The following is a 22,817-nucleotide window of genomic DNA, read 5'->3' on the forward strand; positions in this document are numbered from 1 at the left end:
TGCCTCGTCTGGTAAAAAAAACTGCCCCTTTCGTTCAGAATAACAAAATTTAAACATGCTCTTATACGCCCAAACAGACAGAATGACTACGAATATTTTTTTAGTTGGTATGCCCTCTTCCGGTAAAAGCACTTTGGGAAGACAATTAGCCAAGAGTTTAGGATATGAATTTGTTGACTTAGATGCCCGGATTGAAATAGCAGAGGGGAAGAAAATTTCGGAGATATTTGCACTAAACGGTGAAGAATATTTTCGAAAAATTGAGAATCAACAGTTAAAAAAAATACAGAAAGATATGCGTTCAGTGGTTGCTACAGGAGGTGGCGTACCGTGTTTTCTGGATGGACTTGAGTACATTAAAGCCAATGGTATCAGTATTTTTCTAGATGTAAAGCCTGCCAGATTATTGGAGAGAATGCATTTATCTAAAAAGAATGAGAGACCGTTGTATGATTTGGAGAACAAAGATTTACTAGCTACACTTACCGAAAAGTACAACGATCGTCTGCCTTATTATACACAAGCCGATATTACGATAGAGGGGGATACAGACCCCAGTGCCATCTTGTGGATACTGGAGGCCGAATTCGCCAAGAAGATTCAATAAAAACAAAAATGACAACTCGATTGAGTTGTCATTTTTGTTTTTATTTGTATTTCATTAGTTATTGCAAATCTTTATTTACATCTATTCTTAGAAGAAAGTACCTACTGATACCACAAAACTCGTACCTTTTGTAGTCAGGCTAGCCGAACCATAGTTTTGAGGGTTGCTTAATTGATAGGGTGTATAGGCTCCTTTAAACTGGTTGAACACACCCGCTAAATCTATAAAGAATTTAGATGAACGATAGCCCACACCACCTGTAAATAATGTTTGTGAGCGATTAAGGTTATCTATTTTTTCTTTGTAAGGATCTGGCATGTATTTAGCACCTGCTCTTACACGAATACTCTGAATACGGTACTCTGCCCCTACTTTCAAGTTTACCACATCGTTAAAAGTACTTTTAATGCCATTTTTCTGACTTGTTCCCCAACTACCATCCTCAGGATCTTTTACACCCATTCCTCTAAAACCAACATATTCAGCATCGGCAGTAATAAATCCGGCTTTATTCGGGAAAAAGAAAGTAGCACCGCCACTGGCTTTTAATGGAGTAGTCAGTGAGTATGAGAATACATTTTCATCGGTGGCAACATTGGTAGTTGCTGATGGTGGAATGATTGGGTTTCCCGCTTTAGGGTCAATGATAATATGAGAATTATAGATTTCGCTCACACTTATCCACGATGGTGTAGTCAGGCTGGCACCAATACTGATATTTTCAGTAGCTTTAAATATAGTACCTAAAGAGAAATTCACACCGCTTCCGCGTACATATAAATCTTCTCCATATTCAAATCCGTTTAGAATTTGCCCACCTGAGAATGCTTCATTATGTGTGGTGACATTTTCGTAATTTAATCGAACAAAACCAATACCCAAGCCGATATAAGTCTTATCATCGAAATTGATACCATATCCCAGATTCCATTGACTAGTAGAACCCGTAGAAGAAATATCTCCGGTTTGATTAACAGGTAAAGCTTCTTCTACAACTCTATAGGGTGCTCCACTACCAGAAACCGGGTCAATCAGATACGACTGATAATACATAGCAGTAGCAGTAGCTGCTGTTCCAGTACTTGGGTCATACTCATTATCTAGCGTTCCTGAATCGGCACCACGTTGGGTAGCTCTTTCAGCAAAGAAATCTGCCATTGAACTACGTTGGTTAGTGCCCGTATAACGGTAATCTGACAGAAAACTGTTTTGTCTGGAATAAGTAATAGCAAAAGCCGAACGCTTTTTACGGGTTCCAGTTCCACTATTGCTAAAAATTAAACCTAATTGCCCTATATTGGGGCTAGTAGTACTTCTACTAAATTGTGAGCCTGCGTATACTGAGGACGTATTTACAGAATTAAGTACAGGCGTGATACTCAATTCAGAACGATTATAAAAACCTAAACCAGCAGGGTTTGTGTAGTTATTAGTAGCATCGGCACCTAAAGAAACATATCCGCCACCTAATCCCTGCATACGGGCAGAGCCGGAAATTTTCGATTCAGAGAATCTGAAGGCATCTTCACCATAAAAGTGCCCGCCTAAACTCAATTGCGCCTTAGCTCCGATTCCTCCCATTAAGAGAGAGGTTGTAATCAGAATGCGTGAGATTTTCATTTTTTTAATAAACTTTATGATTGAAGAATTTGAAACCGGTATTAAATCCGAGTAGTTATTTAATCATTCTTCTGAAATAAGGGTACAATTACCAAAGCACTTTTCTTAAAAGAAAACCTCGCCAAACAGCTATGATTCAGCGAGGTTTCTGAATATTTTACAATAATAACGCTAAAACGTTTACTCTAATGAGCTTAACAAGCCTGCAACACTAATTGTTTAAATGTGTTGCTATTATCTTGGTCCACGGCTACCACCGCCGCCACCGCTGCTTCCGCCACGAGAACCGCCACCTACGCTACCGCCGCTGCTACTTGAACTACTACGGCTTGGGCTGCTCCAGCTTGAGTTATTAGAGTTAGAAGAAGAACCTCTAGACCAGCTATCAGAACTTCTTGAATTACCGCTACCATTTGACCAGCTGTTACCACTTGATGAACGGCTATTTGACGGACGGCTGTAGTCATAAGTTCTTGTTGAGTTACCACTGCTGTTACCACTTTCATAACCACCGTTTCTTCGTGGACGAGCATAGTAAGTATCATTACCTGATGAATTGGCACGTGAACTATTTGGGGTATTATTGAATGAAGAATTATCTGCTCCGTTTCTTCTTGGTGCAGCATAGTATCCGTCATTACCCGAATAGCTTCTGCCAGTAGCACCGTTTGAACCAGAATAAGTTCTTGCATTTGCATCAGCACGACGGCCACCACTGCTATTACCAATAGCGGTATTGTTGAAGCGGTCGTTATAATATGCTGAACCTCTCCCACCATCACGCGGGCCATAAGTACGTGTCTTAGCTAGACCGTCTACACCTGAAGTAACATTATATAGATAACCAGGATAACCGAAACCGCCATAGCGGCCATAACCATATCCGTAATAATCATAAGGGCTATAGAAAGAATTATAGTAAGGATTTCCCCAAGGACTATAGAATGAACTATAGTAAGGGCTATACATACCGCCACCCCAGAATGGATCGTAGAAGCGATTTCCGAAACCACCATAACCAAAACCGCTACCATACCCTAATCCATATCCTAAGCTCAATCCAAGACCAAAACCGCTACCATATCCGCCAAAAGAGTTATAGCCAAATGGTGAATAATAACCAAAACGACTGAATGGACTCGCCCAACCCATTGGCTGGCTCCAGGCGTAATCGTTCCAACCTGACTGATAACCATCAGAGAATCCAGAAGAATAACCTGGCTCTGAAGTATAAGTGCGTTGTACTTTACGAGAGTTTACATAGTTCTCATCAAAGTACTCATCAGTTCCTTCCGTCTGAGCAGGAAGTTCTTCTCTCTGATAACGAAGATTATCTGTATAGTCAGGATTTTGATATGTTGTTGAAGGTTGTGAAGATGTTCTGTAAGTTACCTGAGGGGCATCTTTTGAAGACCCGTAAAGGTCGTCATAATCACCTTTCGTAGCAACTTGTTTTTGACTACAACCCCAAGTACCTAAAAGCACCACGACCGACAGATACCTGAAAGATTTGAAAGTGTTCATTTTATCTTTAAGAATTAATTGTGAACTAAAAATAAACTTCATCTATGTGAATGATGCGGGAGGGTTGCAAAAGGTTGTATGCGAGATAAAAAAAATTAACAAATTTTTTACAAACTTCTCTTCGCCTCTGCCCATTCGTTTGTTCCGACTATCTGTTACCGAAAAGTAACGGAATTATCTATGACAAACTTAATATAAAAACTTATCTTTGCAAGCCTATCTAAATGAAAGTTTGATTAAAACTAGGCAAGATTGTGTTTTTCATAGACATATTAATAACGAAAAACCTATCTATTAGATTCATTAGCAGTAATAAAGTTTAATATTTATCAATAATTATGAGTAAAGGGCTTCCAAAACGTAGCGAGAATTATTCGGAGTGGTACAACGAATTAGTTAAACGAGCAGATTTAGCTGAAAATTCAGCGGTAAGAGGATGTATGGTTATCAAACCTTACGGGTTTTCAATCTGGGAAAAAATGCAACGTGCTTTAGACGATATGTTTAAAGAAACAGGGCATACCAATGCCTATTTCCCGCTTTTTGTACCCAAAAGTTTGTTTGAAGCTGAAGAAAAAAACGCCGAAGGATTTGCTAAAGAATGTGCAGTAGTAACGCATTACCGTCTGAAAAATAACCCCGAAAAGCCCGGTACTCTGATGGTTGACCCTGAAGCTAAACTCGAAGAGGAACTGGTGGTAAGACCAACGAGCGAAGCTATTATCTGGAATACCTATAAAAACTGGATACAATCGTATAGAGACCTGCCTATTCTCATTAACCAATGGGCCAATGTAGTTCGTTGGGAAATGCGTACGCGTATGTTTTTGCGTACAGCCGAATTCTTATGGCAGGAAGGACATACAGCACACTCAACAAGCGATGAAGCTATAGCGGAAACTAAACAGATGTTGGAGGTTTATGCCACATTTGCTGAAGAATTTATGGCTGTGCCCGTGGTAAAAGGTTATAAATCGGCCAACGAGCGCTTTGCAGGGGCAGAAGAAACTATGTGTATTGAAGCCATGATGCAGGATGGTAAGGCTTTGCAGGCGGGTACTTCTCACTTCTTGGGCCAGAACTTTGCTAAAGCGTTTGACGTAAAATTCCAATCGAAAGAAGGAAAACTTGACCACGTTTGGGGAACATCGTGGGGTGTTAGTACGCGTCTGATGGGTGCTTTGATTATGGCTCACTCTGACGATAATGGCCTCGTATTACCTCCAAAATTAGCTCCAATTCATGTCGTAATTGTGCCTATTTATAAAGGTGATGAAGATCTGGCTACTATTAAAGAGACAATCACGCCAATCATTAAAGAATTGAAATCGTATGGTATTACGGTGAAATTCGATGATAGTGATGCACAGCGTCCAGGTTGGAAGTTTGCTGAATATGAGTTGAAAGGAGTTCCTGTGCGCATGGCTATTGGTATGCGGGATTTACAAAATGGTGTCATTGAAGTAGCACGTAGAGATAATTTAAGCAAAGAAACCCGTCCGCTGGAAGGTATTGCTGCTTATGTAAAAGATTTGTTGAATGAAATTCAGGAAAGTATTTATAACAAAGCCTTGGAGTTCAGAAAAGAGAATTCGTTTGAAGTAAATACCTGGGAAGAATTTACGGAGCAAATTGAAAAAGGCGGTTTCTTACATTGCCATTGGGATGGCACTCCTGAAACGGAAGAAAAAATTAAGGAATTAACCAAAGCAACTATCCGTTGTATTCCTTTAGACGCTAAAGAGGAGGAAGGCACTTGTATTCTGACAGGCAAGCCATCTAGCAAGCGAGTAATATTCGCAAGAGCATATTAATTTTTTGTGGGGCGAGCCGAGCGACGTCCGCTTCCAGCTCGCCTTACTTTTTATAAACCTCAATAAGCCACAAATTAATAAGTTCACGCCGCTTTCTATATTTAACAATCCGCAATTGACAATCGACATTTCAATTACTCCGTCTTAAGCATTTCCCTACGAAACTCTTCATGTTGCTTAATTAGCAAGTCTAGTTTTTTATGTAGGCTTCTGATTTCTTCCTCTGCTTTTTGATTAATCTTCAAATCTTCTTTGGCTCTTTCTCTGTCTTTTTCTTCTTGTCGATTCTGACTCATCATAATGACCGGCGCTTGCAGAGCAGCTATACATGAAAGAATAAGGTTTAACAGAATAAAAGGATACGGATCAAAGCCTTTGTTGCTTAGCCAGTAGATATTAAAAGAAATCCAGATTAATAAGAAACCCATAAAGGATAATATGAATGTCCAGCTACCGCCGAAATCGGCAATTTTATCAGCCATTCTATCGCCAAAACTTAGGGGTTTATTATCTTCGAATAATTCTTTTTTCATAAGATGTTTAGATTTTAGACCAAATTATTAATTTTTCTTTATAGTTCTAATATAATAACAGAGAGATAAGGATACATTGGCTAAGCGTACACTTGTGTCTTTTTTTCAACAAAGTTGAATCAGAGGAATTATGCCAATATTAACTCTGAATTAAAAGAAGATTAAAAACAGACAATAAATCCGTAAATAAGTCAAAATCAATATTTTACAAAAAAAATCACATAACCATATTTGTATTTTTCTAATACACCACCTCAAAAACAAAAACAATTACAGAACTTTGTGAATTAAATATGTTTATACAATAATATAATCACTCAGTTTATTAGCTTAGATATAAGAAAAATTTACAATTATGGTAAAATCAGGCGATACAGTACAGGTTCATTATAAAGGATCATTAAGTGATGGAAGTGTTTTTGATAGTTCAGAAGGACGTCAGCCATTACAGTTCACAGTTGGAAGCGGAATGGTTATTCCGGGTTTTGACACAGGAGTAACAGGTATGGAGATTGGAGATAAAAAGACCATTTTTATTCCTGCAGAAGAGGCTTATGGTCCTGTGAAAGAAGACATGATTTTCACTTTCAACCGACTGGATATTCCGGATAATATTCCTTTGGAGATTGGTGGCACTTTGAACATGCACAATGGACAACAGGCAATTCCTGTAATCATCAGAGAAATCTCTGCGACTAAAGTAAAATTAGATGCCAACCATGAATTAGCAGGAAAAGATTTGATTTTTGAGATTGAACTGGTGAGTGTGAGATAATATCCTACAGATATAGAGTTGCTCTCTTCCAAATAAGGAGGGCAACTACATCTATAATGTTAGGAACCTCTTTTACTTCAAATCTTATCAGGATATATCTAATCATTTAGTAAAAATGGGAATGCCATTAGTTCTTAAGGAGACCTTCATTGCTTTGCTTCATCAATATACTCAGAACAATAATTTAGTCAATAGCTATTGGAGTGAAATTGAGAAAGCCTATATGAGTAAAGACCGTCATTATCATACACTGGCGCATCTGGAAAATATGCTGAAAGAGCTGATTGAAATAAGAGACCTGATTCAGGAATGGGATACTGTATTGTTTTCATTATATTATCATGATATAGTATATAATGTGCTAAAAACCACAAACGAAGAACTGAGTGCTGAAATAGCACAAAAAAGACTGGAAGCAATCTCAGTTCCCAAACAAATCATTGAAAATTGTTATCAGCAGATCATTGCTACCCAAAAACATATTCAAGGCAAAAATACAGATACTAACTTTTTCCTGGATGCTGATTTATCTATCTTAGGTAGTGATTGGTTTTCTTATGAGCAATATGCTCAAAGAGTAAGAAAAGAGTATAGTATTTATCCTGATTTGGTTTATAAACCAGGTAGAAAGAAGGTTTTACGTCATTTTCTGGAAATGGAAAGACTATTTAAAACTGATGCGTTTTTCAATAAATACGAATCAAAAGCCAGAAAAAATATTCAAAGGGAATTGGAGCTTCTCTAAGACTGTTCTGTTTGGACAGTCTTTTTCTTTTAATTTGATAAATCACTGAAATTTAGGTAATTAAAATGATACGAATAAAGAGCAGAATAAGCTAGGTCTAAGTATAAAAAACATTTTTAAAATATGTTTTTGTCGTTTTTATGAAAATAACTATTTTGCCATCACAACATGTGACAAGGTTAAATTCTCGGTATGAAGCTAGTCAAGCAATCTAAGTTATTCTTCAAAGAAGGCAATTCTGATAAGGTTTATGAAATAGACTTATGCGAAGTTGGAAACAATCAATACGTAGTAAATTTTCGTTTTGGTAAGCGTGGAAGTACACTGAAAGATGGTACGAAGACAGACAAACCTGTCAGCCTTAACAGTGCACAGCAGGTTTTTAACACGCTTGAAGCAGAGAAACGTCGCAAAGGGTATCAATCCGAACAGGAAATGTTTCAGGCTTTACCAACTTTAGTTGAATTAGCTTCTGCTAATACTACTGAAAATGCTATTCTTAAAAGATTACAAGGATTCATTGACGGAAAAAATCTGTTTAAATCCGAGTGGAAACCCTCACGTGTTATCTGGAAAGCCGGAGAATTAAAGCTTAAAGAGGCTGCACCTTATATCATCCGACTTACAGATAGAGGTGATGAAATGCAGCGATACACGGCCTTATGGGCCTTAGGTCGTTTGGGAGATACAGCCGCTATTCAAACCTTAAAATTCTATTTTTCAAATCCAAAATATTCTGATAAAGTACGCCGCATGGCAGGTGCCTCTTTGCTTCAATTATTAAGCGGCGAAGAAAGAACCGAGCATATCAGATTATATATTGATCATTTACCGGAAGATTTAAAATCAGCTATTCATAACACGGCAATTTTACAAGAAATTCTGCCGCAGAAAGTCTTGCAACAATCGCGGGCTTCTTATGATTTTCTTGAAGATTTATATATCATCTCTGCCGAATTCCCAGCCATAAAAGGATCTATTGTAAATATATTGAAAGAAATACCCCTAAAAGCCGGGTATTTCAGACCTGTCCGACATATTCTTAAAATAGCTGAACTAAGAGATGATTTTGAGGTATTAGGTCTTCTATCCTACCGATTTGAGCGCACACTTGAAATGTTTAAAAAACCAGACAATTATGGTTATGATGACGAAGAAAGCAGAGAAGGCACCAAATATGTAGCGGCAATCGGAAAATCAATTAAAGTAAAAGCAGAGCTCAAAAGAAATGATAGCAGACTGGCTTATTCTGACAGGACAAGGGCTTACCTCATTCGCAAATCATTAAGGCTTCTCAAAGAAACAGGGACTAATAAACAAGACGAATACATTAAATTAGCTTTAGCTATTTTGCTTTCTTACGACTCTGAGAAAGATTATAAAGACGGGTATTCTAAAGACAGTTTCCATTATCTGAATAATTATCAGAACTGGGAGGAGATTCGTACTTTTTTTCCTCCGTATTCCGATGCTATTTTGATGAACCTTATTTTATATGGTGGCGGTACCAGACTAATCTTTACAGGGACTGCATGGATGCTTTCGGAAAAACAGGTTATCAGGTCCAGACAGTCTTATACAGGAGCTGTTACGTCTACTACTATCCAACCAAGTCAGGATAGCAATCTGGTTAATAAAATATTCAATTCAATATTCTCATTATTTTCAAAGCCTTCTCAACCCAACGATGCTTCTGGCAATCAATCGGTCGCACAGAAATTGGAACCCATAAAAACCGAGATAGCCAAGCTAAGCAGAGAAGAATTATATCCTGAATTGTGGGATAAATTCCCACAAGCGTATATTCAACTTTTACTGAAAGCAAAGGTTGATGATATTCATCTGTTTGCTTACAAAAATCTTCTCCAACACCCCGATTACGAAAAAATAAAAGCGAAGATTGATTTTTCTTTAATCAAACTTTTTCTCGCTTCTAAATATAAGCTTCCGGCTACTTACGGGTTAGAGATTGTTAAAGAAAGACTTCAGGAGAAACCTGAAAAATCAATTGTACTGACTCTCCTGAACAGCCCATTAATGGCAGCAAGAGAGTTAGGACTAGAATATGTAGGAAAAGACCTCCTATCTTATCTGAATGAATCGGCTTTGGTTACTAATCTGATTTTCTCCAAATATGCTGATGTGAGGATATGGTCAAAAAATGCCTTAAGCAAACAGTCTCTTTCAGAGAATCAGAAACAATTATTGGCGGGTAGAGGCTTAGGTGTTGTGATGTTACTGAATGAAAATACAGAAGAAAACAACCTGATTATTCAGAATGGCACACAACTCTTGTTACAGATTAGTAGTGATGTGCTAAAAAATCTGAGTGACTCTGTTATTGTTGATTTACTCAAAACTCCGGTAGAGGCTACGCAGGTTTTTGCGGTTAAACTCATTACTCTGAAAAATACCCAACCTCCTGCCGTAATGCTTTGCTCACTTCTGGTAAGTTCATTTGAACAAGTACGCGAGGCAGGTGCTGAATTACTCAGTAAAATACAAGGAGCAATAGCTAATGATAAAGGTTATGCAACTGAATTAGTTAATTTTCTGGTGCCTTTTATGACTCGCAAAGAGCCTTATCAGGGATTACATCAGGACATTAGTAAGATTTTAATCAATCAATTAGTTAATTACCTCCAATCAATAGATCATACAACCATTATAAGATTGATTCATGCCAATTACAGGCCTGCACAAGATTTAGGACTAGTATTATTAAGAAAATACCTTAATCCGAATGACCTTACTATGCGTCAGGTAATTAATATTGGCAATCATGAGATGATCGCTTATCGGGAGTGGGTATGGAGCTTTTTTCAGGAATCTGTTGCCCGAATTAAATTCGAAAGAGAGGAAGCTATCAGACTATTAGATTCAAAATGGGAAGATAGCCGTGCCTTTGCCATCCATTTCTTCCGTACAAATTTCAATAGTGAAGATTGGACTCCCGAAGTATTAGTGGGTATTGTAGATAGTGTAAGACCAGATATTGAAAGCTTTGGTCGGGAATTAATCAGCAGATTCTTTGCAGAAGATCAAGGCGAAGAATACCTGATCAAACTAAGTCAGCATCCAAGTGTGAGTGTTCAGTTGTTTGCTACCAATTATCTGGAAAGATTCGCCGCAAATGATACTGAAAAATTGGCTAAACTCTCTACCTATTTCCGCTCTGCTTTAACAAGAGTCAATCGGGGCAGAAGCGCTAAAACAAGAATATTTTCGTTTTTACATCAGGAAGCAATTAAATCGGCAAAGGCTGCAAGTATAGTTGCTGATATATTGAAATATATTTCAGCAACAGTATCCGTAGAAGATAAAGCAACTTGTATTACTATTATGCGGGATTTGCAGAAACGATATGGCCATCTGTACATGCCGATTAAAATGCTTGATTTCCCAACCAGAGAAGTAAATATTCAATAAATTCCACATAAACAATGACTAAAACCTACCTTGAATTATCGGAGGAGCAAGGCTCTGCACACAAATTTTATGAAGTAACCGTTGATGATACCAATGTGTCTATCAGATTTGGCCGGATTGGGGATAACGGACAAGGACAAAACAGTTCGTTTGCTACCGTCGATGAAGCTCAGGTTTTTGCTGAAAAAAAAATCAAAGAAAAACAGAAGAAAGGGTATGTGATGGCTATTCAGGGACAACGTCAGAAGCGCTCGGTAACCAGAAGAGCCGTTGAGAGTCGTCCTGCCCAAATCAAATATAGTTTACCCATCGTGTGGCGCTTTAAAACTGAATCATCTGCCTTCGGTGTGTATGTTGATGAAAGAAGTTGCTGGGTGGGTAATGAAAAAGGAGATGTATTCCGGTTGAATCATTCCGGCGAAGTAGATTTACATCACCGATTGCCCGATGGTGTGAAATGTATTGTAGCAGATAACGACTGGATTTATATCGGATGCGATGATGGCAATGTATATGACCTGACAGGAAAAAGACCCAGATTATCTTATGAAATTCAGGAGAAAATAGAAATCTACTGGTTAGATATTAATGATGGTTTGCTCGGGGTGTCCAGTGCCAACGGTTCGGCAACAATCATTAACTACGAAGACGAAGAGCAATGGAGCAAAAAACAGGATGGCACAGGGGCCTGGATGATGCGCTGTGATGATAGAGGGAAAATATTCTGTGGCGATTCGGTAGGTATTGTTTCTTATAATGGTCCTGATGGGAAATTTGAATGGAAAACACAAACAGAGGGCTCCGTCTTATTCGGTTGGATGACAGAAGATAAGGTTTATGCTGCTACCGGGCGAAATTCAGTACAGGCATTTTCAAAAGATGGGGTTCATCTGAAAAACTATCGCACCGATGCAATCGTATACTCCTGCGCTACTTCACCGGATGGGGCTTTTATTTTTGCAGGAGATAATTACTCATCAATTTATTGTTTTGATGAAGCCGGGAATCGTCTATGGAAACTGGCTACTGGTTGCGGTTCAGCTTTATCTATGCAATATTTTAATGAGCACCTATATATAGTAACAACTGATGGCTCAATGGCTTGTATTGATGCCAAGCAAGAATCCATCAATCAGGCGCAGGAAGGGGTATTGCCAACAGTGAAAGATGTAAAAATTGCTGCAACACAACTTTCCCAAGCGATTGAGATCCGTGATACTGCCATCATAGAAACTGCTGCATCTAATGCAACAGGTATATTAGTCAAATGTGTAAAAGAAGGGAGTAGTCTACGCGTAAAACCATTGAGCGATGGTTTTCATAAAGATTGGTACGTTCAGTTTCCGAAAAACCTGCGTGAAGAGAATACCATTTATATTGTCGATGAATTAAGAGAAGCTACGCAGGGCGGGTTTTATAGAGTTTTTGGGAATATCTTAAAGTATAACCAGAATTAATCATGGAGTTTAATTATAAATATGGTGGCATTACCTCAGTAGTTAGCAATGCAACCTCTGTCGGAATGTCTTTTGCACCGGATACGCTGAGAGAGCCTACATTTTTCGTTGGGAAGTTGAACAAGAAAATTGCTTTCAGAGAAGCGATTTCAGCACTGCATGATGTAGTGGTTTCTGATATGCGTTTCAAACCTAAGGACAAAACTGCTTATAAAGAATGGGCTGCTCAACAAGAAAAAGTCTGGCTGTCAGAATTTGTGGCGGACTTACAGGTACAGAGTGTCAAAGACCGATTGGAGGTAGTGAGGCAGGAATTACAGCAAATCTATAAAGAGAAAAGCCGGATTCTTGACCCTTATTACAAATCTGTAAGAAGTTATTATGACTATCTATATCAAAAAGACAGAGATACCTGGTTTGTCTTAGACCCAGTTATTACTGTTCATCCGGATGAAGTCTTTTTTGAGTGTTTCAGTCAGGATGAATCGACATACGGGAAGCTAGAGGCTAACTATAATGTCTTTAATGAAATCAACGAGTTTGAATGCGGTACCACCAATATCGATTATTCATCAGATTTATATAATGAATTTCAGAAAATTAGAGAATACAAAGACACGGATTTTAAAATAGACCCTTCGGGCTTCACCGTTAAGACTACCAATGAAGAAGAATACAAAGAAGTAAAAATAGACTTGCCTGATAGTTGGGTTCGGGGCTTTTTGCAGGTAAGCTCTGCCATGACTTTGCCTACAATCAGTTTTGAACTTCATCCGATGGATGTGTACAATATCTGTCTTTTATTACGCCGATTCAAAGAGAAAGTTGGGCCTCGATCAATCAAGTTTATACTTAAACCTAACGAGCCTGTTACTTTATTATTTGAACCTTTCAATAAAGAAATCATCTGTGCAAGGTCTATTTATAATGGTAATGAAGCCCAAACAATCAGAATCTGGGGCAGACGACGGTTATTGATATTAGAAAGGCTAATTCCAATTGCGCAAAAGTTTACGGTGCATTTAGTAGGCTCAGGTCTCCCCTCTTTCTATGTAGCAGATTTAGGCGATATGACCTATACACTGGGTTTATCAGGTTGGTCTGCTAACGATTGGTCGAGAGTAGGTAATTTTGATTTAATGGCACCTCGAGCTGAGATAGATGGTTTTACGGCACAGAATATCTATAATGAACTTCGCAAAAACTGGTTCGAAAAACCAGAATCCTTAGCCAAGCGATTAAATACTGACACCAAAACTGTTTTTGGGGCCTTAGGCACATTCACACAGGCAGGAAAAACCATTTATGACTTAAACCAGGGTGTGTACCGAATCCGGGAGTTATCAAGAGAAGCCTTGCCGATTCATAAATTGCGTTTTGATAATCCGAGAGAAGAACAGGCTACTAATCTGGTAAAAGATAAAAAAGTCTTTATTAATACTGAGAAAACAGCACAGGGTTTGTCTATCACAGGAAATGTGAGAACCGCCAAACGAACATTCACCACATCGGTCTTGATTGATAATGATGAACGCATTGTCCAAGCCAAATGCGATTGTGATTTTTATATCCAGAACAAGCTTTATAAGGGGCCATGTGAGCATATTATTGCCTTGCGAATTGAGCAAAGAGAAAAGGCTGCAGGTCGCTAAAATAAATTAGATTAATCTATTTGTAAACAAAAACAATTCACCTATTTTGCAACAGCAAAGTGAGAAGACTAAAGACCTTGCATTCCGAAAGGAAAGAATGATGTTTCGTCGTTCATGAAACAAGACTTTACACGCGTCACTAAATACAATCTTTACTGTGAGGGCTATGTACCAGTATGCATTTTACAGTAAATGCTCCAGGAGCACAAAATGCACACTGGTACATGCCCTCTTGGAGTTGATTGATTTAGTCCTGAGTATCTTCGAAGGTTTTTCTCACTTTGCTTAATTATTGCTGCTATGTCCGAACGTCTTACCCGTCAAGAAATCTACGACCGCATACGCGCGACTTCCAGAGATGAATTTATTCTTTCAGAAATGATAAAATTGGGCTTCTGGCAATCTGATGAAGATCAGCCAAAAGTTACTGAACAACTGATTAGACGAGAAGGTGAGCTTCATCGTGAACTGAATGAACTGACTCAAAAACAAAGGAGGTACGATAACCAACAGGCTATGCTAGCTGACATGCGCAAAGCGCGAATGGAAGCGGCTAAAAAAAGACGTATAGAGACTAAAGAGAAAAACGAGCAAAAGCGTAAAGACAAGGCAGAGCAATGGAAGAAAACGCAACAAAGTACTATTGTTTACTTAGGAGAAGCGGTTTCCGGCAATCTGAACGATACATTAGCAGATACAGCAAAACTAACGCAATTTGGCTTGCCTCATTTTGAAGATGCTTTAGGTCTGGCTAATGCCATGAATATGAGCCTAGGGAAACTTCGTTTTCTGGCATATAACCGGAAAGTTTCTACCACTACACATTATAAAAGATTCTATCTGGCAAAAAAGAGCGGTGGTAAAAGATTGATTTCAGCGCCAATGCCAAAGCTAAAAGAGGCGCAATACTGGATATTAGAAAATATCCTTTATAAACTCAAAAGTACCGATTCAGCGCATGGTTTTGTTCCACAACGATCTATTCTTACCAATGCCAGGAATCATATCGGACAGGATGTAGTCATAAATGTCGATTTAAAAGATTTCTTCCCTTCTATCGATTATAAACGAATTAAAGGCCTATTTGCTAAACTGGGATATTCCCAACAAATTGCTTCAGTTCTGGCTCTTATCTGCTCAGAACCTGATGTAGATATAGTTGACATCGACCGTAAAACTTATTATGTTGCCAGCACCGAGCGAAAACTTCCGCAAGGAGCACCTACCAGCCCGGCCATAACCAATCTTATCTGCTATAAATTAGACCATCGCTTTGAAGGCATTGCTCAGAAATTCAATTTCAGGTATTCACGTTATGCCGATGACATTACTTTCTCGGCCAAAGGAGAAGGTGCGAAATTGGCAGGTCAGGTACTATGGGCTGTTAGACAAGTGATTGAAGATGAGGGCTTTCAGATTCATCCAGATAAATTAGCTGTGATGCGTAAAGGTTCACAACATGCAGTAACAGGAATAGTTGTCAATGAAAAGCCGGGAATTGACCGTAAAGAACTGCATCGGTTCAGAGCCTTATTACATCAAATTGAATTAACAGGCACTGAAGGAAAATCATGGAGAAATGGAGTAAATTTAGAAAACTCTATGCGCGGATATGCCAACTTTGTAACGATGGTTAAACCCGAACAAGGGAATAAATTCAAGGCACAACTAGATAGGATTTTTGGTATTCGTACTAAATCTCAATCGCTGCCAGTAGTCGAAACTTCAATTATTCCTCCAGCAATACAGGCTACTCCACCCAAACCTGAAAATAACGAAAAGCCCTGGTGGGAAATCATTTAAAGGTTATTTTTTGAAATGTCGCGTTTTTTTAGAGATATTTGTTAAGATTATCTTTAATCATCGCTATTGTGTGAAAAATACCTACCTTAAAATCATCTTCTTGCTAGTATCTAGCATGAACCTGTATGCACAGGACAAGACCTCCTTTGGCCTTTCGGCTATCTATAATTTCCCATTGCAGACAGTCGGTGCAGGTTTCCGAATACAAATGCCTGTTGCCAATCGATTCGCATTGGTTCCGCAAATTAAGTATATGCCCTCGTTTAATAATATTCATGAGGCTTATGGCGGTATTAACCTGCATTATTTTCTTCTCAATAATACATTTACGCTGGGCACCAGAAAATATGTGAATCCTAAACGTCCGGTACTCTATTTAGCGGCCGGTGTAGAATATAATAGATGGATTAATTATGAACAAACCATAAACACCAAAGCCAAGAAGGATAACGTATTGCCTGAAGCCGGGCTTGGCCTATCTGCAGGGGGGAACTTTATAAGAATATTTGCAGAGGGTAAATACAATATTTTCTGGAAAGAAAGCTACGGAGAGGTCGGAGTGATGTTTTTCCCATTCAATGACCGTTTATTACGTAAAAACAACTGTCCTAAACCCTAATAACCTTTGTTTATGAAAAAGATTAATCTTCTTATACTCGCTGTCGTTTTGCTTGCCATTGCCTGCTCTAAAGACAGAACAATCTTACTTGGTGAAGAAACAACGCCGAAACCAGTAGAACAAAAAGATAAGTTTGTAGCTGTTAACAGCACCACTTTTGATAATTTAGGTACACAACCTGAAAAGAAAACTATTAAAAGTGATAACGATTTACCTTTTGTTGGAAAACAGGGTACCAGCGTATGGCTTTATACAAGAGACTTAAAACTACCTAATGGTGGTGCAGTCACTTATCCATTTGATATTGAGGTGTTGGAATTATTTACGCCTAAAGATATGATTCTGCATCAAATGCCAACAGTTTCCCGTGGTCGATTATTAACTACAGCAGGAGAAGTTTTAATTAAAGCTTATAAAGATGGTAAGGAATTATCTATTAATCGACTTAATAGTACTACAATAAATGTTCCTGCCAAAAGTGGTAGAATAGATGGATTTATGGAATTATTTTACGGAGAAGAGGCTAAATCCGGAGTAGTAGATTGGGTTCCGGCGGATACATCAAGAAACGGCACAGAAAATGGAGGTGGAACTATTTTTGGCGAAAAGGATATGTATACGATTTTCCCTAGCCGCATTGGTTGGATTAATTGTGATAAATTTTATGCTTTTACAGAGGCTAAAACGGCTATTACATTTACTTCAGAGAGCCCGGCAATTGAAAAAATATTGATCTTCCTCTATTTCCCTGATCTGCAATCAGTCATGCAGGTCTATGGTGGTGTATCAGGGCAGGTACCAGTAGGTAGAAATGTAAAAATCGTTGCCTATGCAGTAACCGAAGAAGAGCAGTATTATTCATTTTTCCTGGAAGCTGCAGTACAAGATAAGCAGAAGGTTGAAATAAAACTTAACCCTACTACCAAAGAGGCATTGATAAAGTATCTGGACACATTGTAAACAAATAATTTTGAACAATCGCTATCAGTTTCACTCTGTTACCAAAATAGAGGCAAAATCCGCTTAATTTATCTCTTCTGATTTTTTTTGAAAAATATTTCAAAAAACGCTTGACTCTTACCTTACGTCATAGACTATGTTTGCATGGTCAATCAATAAAGACAGCAAATGAATGCTTATTCTGTGCAAAAAATGGCGAAACTGGCAGGTGTGAGTGTACGTACCTTACATCTCTATGACCAGATGGGCCTGCTGAAACCATCTATCCGTACCGAGGCCAGGTATCGATTATATGTCGAAAAGGAATTATTAAGATTACAGCAGATTCTCTTTTATAAGGAACTGGATTTCCCACTGAAAGAAATTCAGGTTATTCTTGATAATCCGGGCTTTGACTTAGTTGAAGCGCTGCTAAGTCATAAGGAATCTTTGCAGGCCAAACAATACAGAATAAGCATGCTTTTAGAAACGATTGACAAAACAGTTAATCATTTAAAAACAGGAACGATTATGTTAAAACCAGAAGAATTATATGAAGGTCTGGCTAAGGAAACAGCCGAGGCCTACAGAACAGAGGCTTCAAAGAAATATGGCAACGAGGTTGTAGCGCATTCTGAAAAAGCTTTGGGCAAATTGACCAAAGAACAATTTGAGTCTCTAAAAGCAGAATTAAAAGAAAATGCCACTGCTTTATTTGCTTTGAAAAATGAAAACCCAATAAGTGAGCAAACACAGAATTTGATTGCTAAGCATTACGAAATTATCAGGATTTTCTGGGGTACATCAGGTTTAAGTGATAAGCAAGCAGAGGCTTATAAAGGTTTAGGACAACTATATGTAGACGATGAACGGTTTACCTTCATTGATGGCCAGCCGCAACCGGAATATGCCTTATTCCTGAGCAAAGCAATGGCTTATTTTGCAGATAATCATCTGAAATAGTCTTTATCTAAAGGAGAATACTTTTTTGCAGGCATTCTCCTTACTATTTAAAATCTTTTCATTTTAAGGCTATTTCAGTCTCCTTTTCCCCAAAAATACTTTCATTTTAAGTGTCTTAAATAGCGCCAGATAACTTGTCGTAAATAGCCCTTTTATTGGCGTGTTTACCCTCCGTCTATCTCGTTTCTTCGCCGTAAATTTGTATTGTAATCAACGAGCAGAATTGAACTCAATGATTATATTTTTTTTTAAACATACACAAACAATCAACACAATGGCAACGAAAATTTTTGTAAACCTACCAGTAAAAGACCTTCAAAAATCAATTGAGTTTTTCACAAAACTGGGATATTCTTTCAATCCACAATTTACTGATGAGAATGCAACCTGCATGATTATCGAAGAAGGCAGCATTTATGCTATGCTTTTAATTGAGCCGTTTTTTAAGACATTTATTGATAAAGACATTGCTGATACAAGTAAAGTTACTGAATCAATTATAGCGCTCGAAATGCCAGATAGAGAAGGAGTTGATAAAATCGTACAAAAAGCCATTGAGGCAGGTGCAACTAAATACAGAGACCTATCAGATATGGGTTGGATGTATCAGGATAGCTTTGCCGATTTGGATGGACATAAATGGGAAGTATTCTGGATGGATCCTAATGGTTATCCGCAAGAAACACAGCAATAATATAATCTTCCACACAAGTTAGGATTTAACACACTACTATACAATTTAATAAAATATACTTTATTTTTTAAATACTACAATCATGAAAAAGAACAATATCATTTTTTGGGTAGCCACTACCATTATTTTTATCTGGGAAGGTGTAATGCCAGCTTTGACATCTCAAAGTGAAATGGCAAAAGAGGGTATCAGTCACCTCGGCTATCCTGCCTATTTCGGAATAATGCTTGCAGTTTATAAAGTATTAGGTGCAGTAGCTATAATGGTACCGATGGTACCCGCCAGAATTAAGGAATGGGCTTATGCAGGGCTCAGCTTCTCTATGCTTTCAGCTTTTATCAGTCATTGGGCTGTTGATGGCTTTAATGCACAAACTCCCTTTCCACTTTTTATTCTGGCAATTCTGATGGTTTCTTATATTTATTACAATAAACTTAAAGAACCTGTGAAACATGGAAAAGTATCATTTGCCTGAGGATATAAGAGCGATGTATATAACCGCCAGTTCATTTCCTGATGGAGTGCTGGCGGCACATCAAAAGTTGCACAGCCTTGTGCCCTTGTCAGAATCACCACATAGGAAATATTTTGGTATCTCATTTCCGATTGACGGTACAATTATCTATAAAGCTGGCGCAGAAGAATTGACTGCTGGTGAAGCAGACAAATTAGGTTTGGAGATTTACCTAATCAAGAAAGGTGAGTATACCAGCGTCGATATTCATAACTATATGCAAAATTTATCAGCTATCAGCGAAACTTTTAATGAGCTCTTAGAAAACCCTCGTATAGACCCAAACGGTGCCTGCATAGAATGGTATATTAGCGATAAGGATGTTAAATGCATGGTCCGCCTGGCCGATTAAAATGGAAATATAATTCAATACCATACACCCATACAAAATAATGAAATAAAAAAGGCGAACAGATGTTCGCCTTTTCGTTTTAATAAAACTCCTTATACTAAACTTTTTCCCTTTTCAATTGCTTTATCCAAGCCGCTTACATCACTTCCTCCGGCTGTTGCGAAGTAAGGTTGTCCCCCACCACCACCTTTCATTTCTTTGGCTAGTTCTTTTACGATATTACCAGCGTGTAAGTTTTTCTCTTTCATTACACCCTCATCAATAATAACTGCAATTTGTGGTTTTCCACCAATTTCAGCACCCAACACGCCATAGAAATTGCTAACCTGATTTCTTAATTCAAAAGCCAATTGCTTTAAAGCATCAGCCGAAGGTACGCTAACTTTGGCAGTCAGTACATTTGCACCATTGATGGTTTGAACTTTTTCTATCAATTGTTTTTTCAAATCCTGCAATTTCTCGTTTTCCAATACCTCTACTTTTTTCTGCAAAGCAGCTTTGTCTGCAATCAAAGTTTCGACGGCTTTCAATAAATCAGCAGGATTTTTCAGTAAGGATGCTATTTCATCTTTCACTCTCAAATCTTCTTTGATTTTCTCAATGGCTTTTTCACCAGTCAAGGCTTCTACCCTACGCACGCCGGCAGCTACTGACCCCTCTGAAACAAATTTGAAGATACCGATTTGGCCTGTTGAAGGAACGTGTGTACCACCACAAAGTTCTACTGAGAATTGTGGGTCAAAAATAACCACACGTACAAAATCGCCATATTTTTCACCAAAAGTAGCCGTTGCACCTAATGCAATAGCCTCATTAATTGGCATATTCACTTTGGTTTCTAAAGCTATGTTCTGACGAATTTTCGCATTCACAATATCTTCAATCTTAGCAAGCTCCTCATCTGTTACTTTAGCAAAGTGAGAGAAGTCAAAACGTGTTACGTTATCATCCTGATATGAACCTTTTTGTACGATGTGACTACCCAACACCTCACGCATAGCCGCCAACATCAAGTGTGTTGCTGTATGGTTAGCCATAATTTTACTATGGCGAGCCTCGTCTACATGGGCCACTACTGTTGTGGCATTATTCAGTATTTCTTCTAAATTTTTATCTCTGGAGATATGGATAAACAAATCATTTTCTTTTTTTGTGTCAGCAATTTTTATCGCATGATTACCAATCACGATTGTTCCGGTATCTCCTACCTGCCCCCCCATTTCAGCATAGAATGGAGTTCTATCCAATACAATATGGTATTCCTCCCCTCCCTTGGTTTTTACCTTGCGATATTTCACGATTTGCGCTTCTGCAGATAATTGGTCATATCCTACAAATTCGAATTCATCGCCTTCATTCAAATCCACCCAGTCAGTAGCTTCTTTGGCAGAATCTTTACGCGAACGATCTTTTTGAACTTGAAGTGCTGACTGAAATCCTGTTTCATCAATTTTATATCCCTTCTCACGAGCAATCAAGGCAGTTAAATCAGAAGGGAAACCATAAGTATCACTTAACTCAAATACCTGTTCTCCTACGATGGTATCCCCGTTTGTACTACTAATAATGGCATCCAAGCGTTTTAAACCTGTTTCTAAAGTGCGCAGGAACGTTTTTTCTTCCTCTTCAATTACCCTGCCTACAAAATCCTGTTGTGATTTTAATTCCGGGAAAACATCAGCAAACTGGTCTGCCAATACAGGTACCAGCTTGGTCATGAAAGGTTCTGTAAAGTCCAAATATGAATAACCATAACGAACTGCACGACGCAAAATACGACGAACAACGTACCCAGCCTTTGCATTAGATGGTAATTGGCCATCAGCTATGGTAAAGGCTACTGCACGAATATGGTCTGCAATCACACGCATGGCTACATCTATATAAGAATTAGATGAAAGGGTGCCATTTTCACCATATTTTTTGCCGGACATTTCTTCGAGTACTGTAATTGTATTCTGGAAAATATCGGTATCGTAGTTAGATTGTTTGCCTTGAATAGCCATACATAAGCGCTCAAAGCCCATCCCTGTATCAACGTGTTTGGCTGGCAATAGAACTAACGATTTGTCAGCTTTACGTTCAAACTGCATAAACACGTTATTCCAGATTTCAACAACCTGTGGATGGTCATTATTAACCAATTCCTTTCCGCCAATTTTATCTACTTCTTCCTGACTACGTAAATCTATATGGATTTCAGAACAGGGGCCACAAGGACCTGTATCTCCCATTTCCCAGAAATTATCTTTTTTATTTCCTAAAATAATGCGGTTTTCATCACCTATCAGTTCTTTCCAGATGTCATAAGCTTCCTGGTCGAAAGGCACATTATCTTCTTTGCTCCCCTCGAAAACCGATACGTAAATTCTATCTTTAGGAAGTTTATATACCTCTGTCAACAATTCCCACGACCACGCCAGGGCTTCTTTCTTGAAATAATCACCAAAAGACCAGTTACCCAACATCTCGAACATCGTATGGTGATAAGTATCAAAACCCACATCTTCCAAATCGTTATGTTTACCACTAACCCGAAGACATTTTTGAGTATCCGCAATACGCTTGGCGGGAGGTGTGCCATTGCCTAAGAAAAAATCCTTAAACTGTGCCATACCCGAGTTGTTGAACATGAGGGTCGGATCATTTTTTGCCACCAATGGAGCCGAAGGTACTATCAAGTGCCCTTTACTACGGAAAAAGTCTAAAAAAGCCTTACGAATTTCGTGCGAAGTCATATCTATGAAAAATTAGTGAATGAACGGTCCGCCGCAGCG

18 protein-coding genes are annotated in these 22,817 nt (G+C 38.4%); 14 read left to right on the plus strand and 4 right to left on the minus strand.

Annotation, left to right across the window (positions count from 1 at the left end):
• The first annotated feature begins 82 nt into the window (after positions 1-82).
• Entirely contained in the window at positions 83-607 is a 525-nt protein-coding gene (locus D0T08_RS24790) for a shikimate kinase (protein WP_116985449.1), read from the plus strand.
• Positions 608-694: 87 nt separating this feature from the next.
• On the opposite strand, the gene D0T08_RS24795 is transcribed toward D0T08_RS24790, so the two are convergent.
• Positions 695-2,227 (minus strand): hypothetical protein, encoded by a 1,533-nt coding sequence (locus D0T08_RS24795; protein ID WP_116985450.1) that lies wholly within the window; start codon positions 2,225-2,227, stop codon positions 695-697.
• A gap of 234 nt (positions 2,228-2,461) precedes the next feature.
• Positions 2,462-3,751: a hypothetical protein gene (locus D0T08_RS27675; RefSeq protein ID WP_158561342.1), complete on the minus strand. Its 1,290-nt coding sequence runs from the start codon at positions 3,749-3,751 to the stop codon at positions 2,462-2,464.
• A 338-nt stretch (positions 3,752-4,089) separates the two neighbouring features.
• On the opposite strand from D0T08_RS27675, the gene proS reads away from it, so the two are divergent.
• Positions 4,090-5,565, plus strand: a complete 1,476-nt coding sequence (gene proS / locus D0T08_RS24805; protein ID WP_116985451.1) for a proline--tRNA ligase — start codon at positions 4,090-4,092, stop codon at positions 5,563-5,565.
• A 134-nt stretch (positions 5,566-5,699) separates the two neighbouring features.
• On the opposite strand, the gene D0T08_RS24810 is transcribed toward proS, so the two are convergent.
• Positions 5,700-6,098 carry a DUF1003 domain-containing protein gene (locus D0T08_RS24810; protein ID WP_116985452.1) on the minus strand — a complete coding sequence of 133 codons (399 nt, stop codon included), beginning with the start codon at positions 6,096-6,098 and terminating at the stop codon, positions 5,700-5,702.
• 355 nt (positions 6,099-6,453) lie between these two features.
• Between D0T08_RS24810 and D0T08_RS24815 the strand changes: the two genes are divergently transcribed.
• The 12 genes from D0T08_RS24815 to D0T08_RS24870 all read left to right on the plus strand — a co-directional run bounded on the left by D0T08_RS24815 (position 6,454) and on the right by D0T08_RS24870 (position 20,040).
• Entirely contained in the window at positions 6,454-6,873 is a 420-nt protein-coding gene (locus D0T08_RS24815) for a peptidylprolyl isomerase (RefSeq protein ID WP_116985453.1), read from the plus strand.
• Positions 6,874-6,994: 121 nt separating this feature from the next.
• The gene (locus tag D0T08_RS24820; RefSeq protein WP_116985497.1) at positions 6,995-7,618 is read left to right on the plus strand and encodes a hypothetical protein; all 624 of its coding nucleotides are present in this window, start codon (positions 6,995-6,997) and stop codon (positions 7,616-7,618) included.
• A 192-nt stretch (positions 7,619-7,810) separates the two neighbouring features.
• Positions 7,811-11,047 (plus strand): WGR domain-containing protein, encoded by a 3,237-nt coding sequence (locus D0T08_RS24825; RefSeq protein ID WP_116985454.1) that lies wholly within the window; start codon positions 7,811-7,813, stop codon positions 11,045-11,047.
• Between the two features lie 14 nt (positions 11,048-11,061).
• Complete coding sequence (locus D0T08_RS24830; RefSeq protein ID WP_116985455.1) at positions 11,062-12,504, plus strand: WGR domain-containing protein; 1,443 nt, start codon at positions 11,062-11,064, stop codon at positions 12,502-12,504.
• 2 nt (positions 12,505-12,506) lie between these two features.
• Positions 12,507-14,156, plus strand: coding sequence for an SWIM zinc finger family protein (locus tag D0T08_RS24835; RefSeq protein WP_116985456.1), 1,650 nt, complete (start codon positions 12,507-12,509; stop codon positions 14,154-14,156).
• Between the two features lie 300 nt (positions 14,157-14,456).
• Positions 14,457-15,959, plus strand: coding sequence for a reverse transcriptase family protein (locus D0T08_RS24840; RefSeq protein WP_116985457.1), 1,503 nt, complete (start codon positions 14,457-14,459; stop codon positions 15,957-15,959).
• Between the two features lie 70 nt (positions 15,960-16,029).
• Positions 16,030-16,578 (plus strand): hypothetical protein, encoded by a 549-nt coding sequence (locus D0T08_RS24845; protein ID WP_116985458.1) that lies wholly within the window; start codon positions 16,030-16,032, stop codon positions 16,576-16,578.
• A 12-nt stretch (positions 16,579-16,590) separates the two neighbouring features.
• The gene (locus D0T08_RS24850; protein WP_116985459.1) at positions 16,591-17,538 is read left to right on the plus strand and encodes a hypothetical protein; all 948 of its coding nucleotides are present in this window, start codon (positions 16,591-16,593) and stop codon (positions 17,536-17,538) included.
• Positions 17,539-17,706: 168 nt separating this feature from the next.
• Positions 17,707-18,480: a MerR family transcriptional regulator gene (locus D0T08_RS24855; RefSeq protein WP_116985460.1), complete on the plus strand. Its 774-nt coding sequence runs from the start codon at positions 17,707-17,709 to the stop codon at positions 18,478-18,480.
• Positions 18,481-18,754: 274 nt separating this feature from the next.
• Positions 18,755-19,174: a VOC family protein gene (locus D0T08_RS24860; protein ID WP_116985498.1), complete on the plus strand. Its 420-nt coding sequence runs from the start codon at positions 18,755-18,757 to the stop codon at positions 19,172-19,174.
• 82 nt (positions 19,175-19,256) lie between these two features.
• Positions 19,257-19,649 (plus strand): DoxX family protein, encoded by a 393-nt coding sequence (locus D0T08_RS24865; RefSeq protein WP_116985461.1) that lies wholly within the window; start codon positions 19,257-19,259, stop codon positions 19,647-19,649.
• The gene (locus D0T08_RS24870) at positions 19,627-20,040 is read left to right on the plus strand and encodes a transcriptional regulator (protein ID WP_116985462.1); all 414 of its coding nucleotides are present in this window, start codon (positions 19,627-19,629) and stop codon (positions 20,038-20,040) included. Before D0T08_RS24865 ends, D0T08_RS24870 begins: the two co-directional genes overlap by 23 nt.
• A 92-nt stretch (positions 20,041-20,132) precedes the next feature.
• Here D0T08_RS24870 and alaS read toward each other — a convergent pair whose 3' ends face one another.
• Positions 20,133-22,778 carry an alanine--tRNA ligase gene (gene alaS, locus D0T08_RS24875; RefSeq protein ID WP_116985463.1) on the minus strand — a complete coding sequence of 882 codons (2,646 nt, stop codon included), beginning with the start codon at positions 22,776-22,778 and terminating at the stop codon, positions 20,133-20,135.
• Positions 22,779-22,817: the final 39 nt, after the last annotated feature.

The sequence above is a fragment of the Emticicia sp. C21 genome, from assembly GCF_003418935.1.
Lineage (GTDB): Bacteria > Bacteroidota > Bacteroidia > Cytophagales > Spirosomataceae > Emticicia.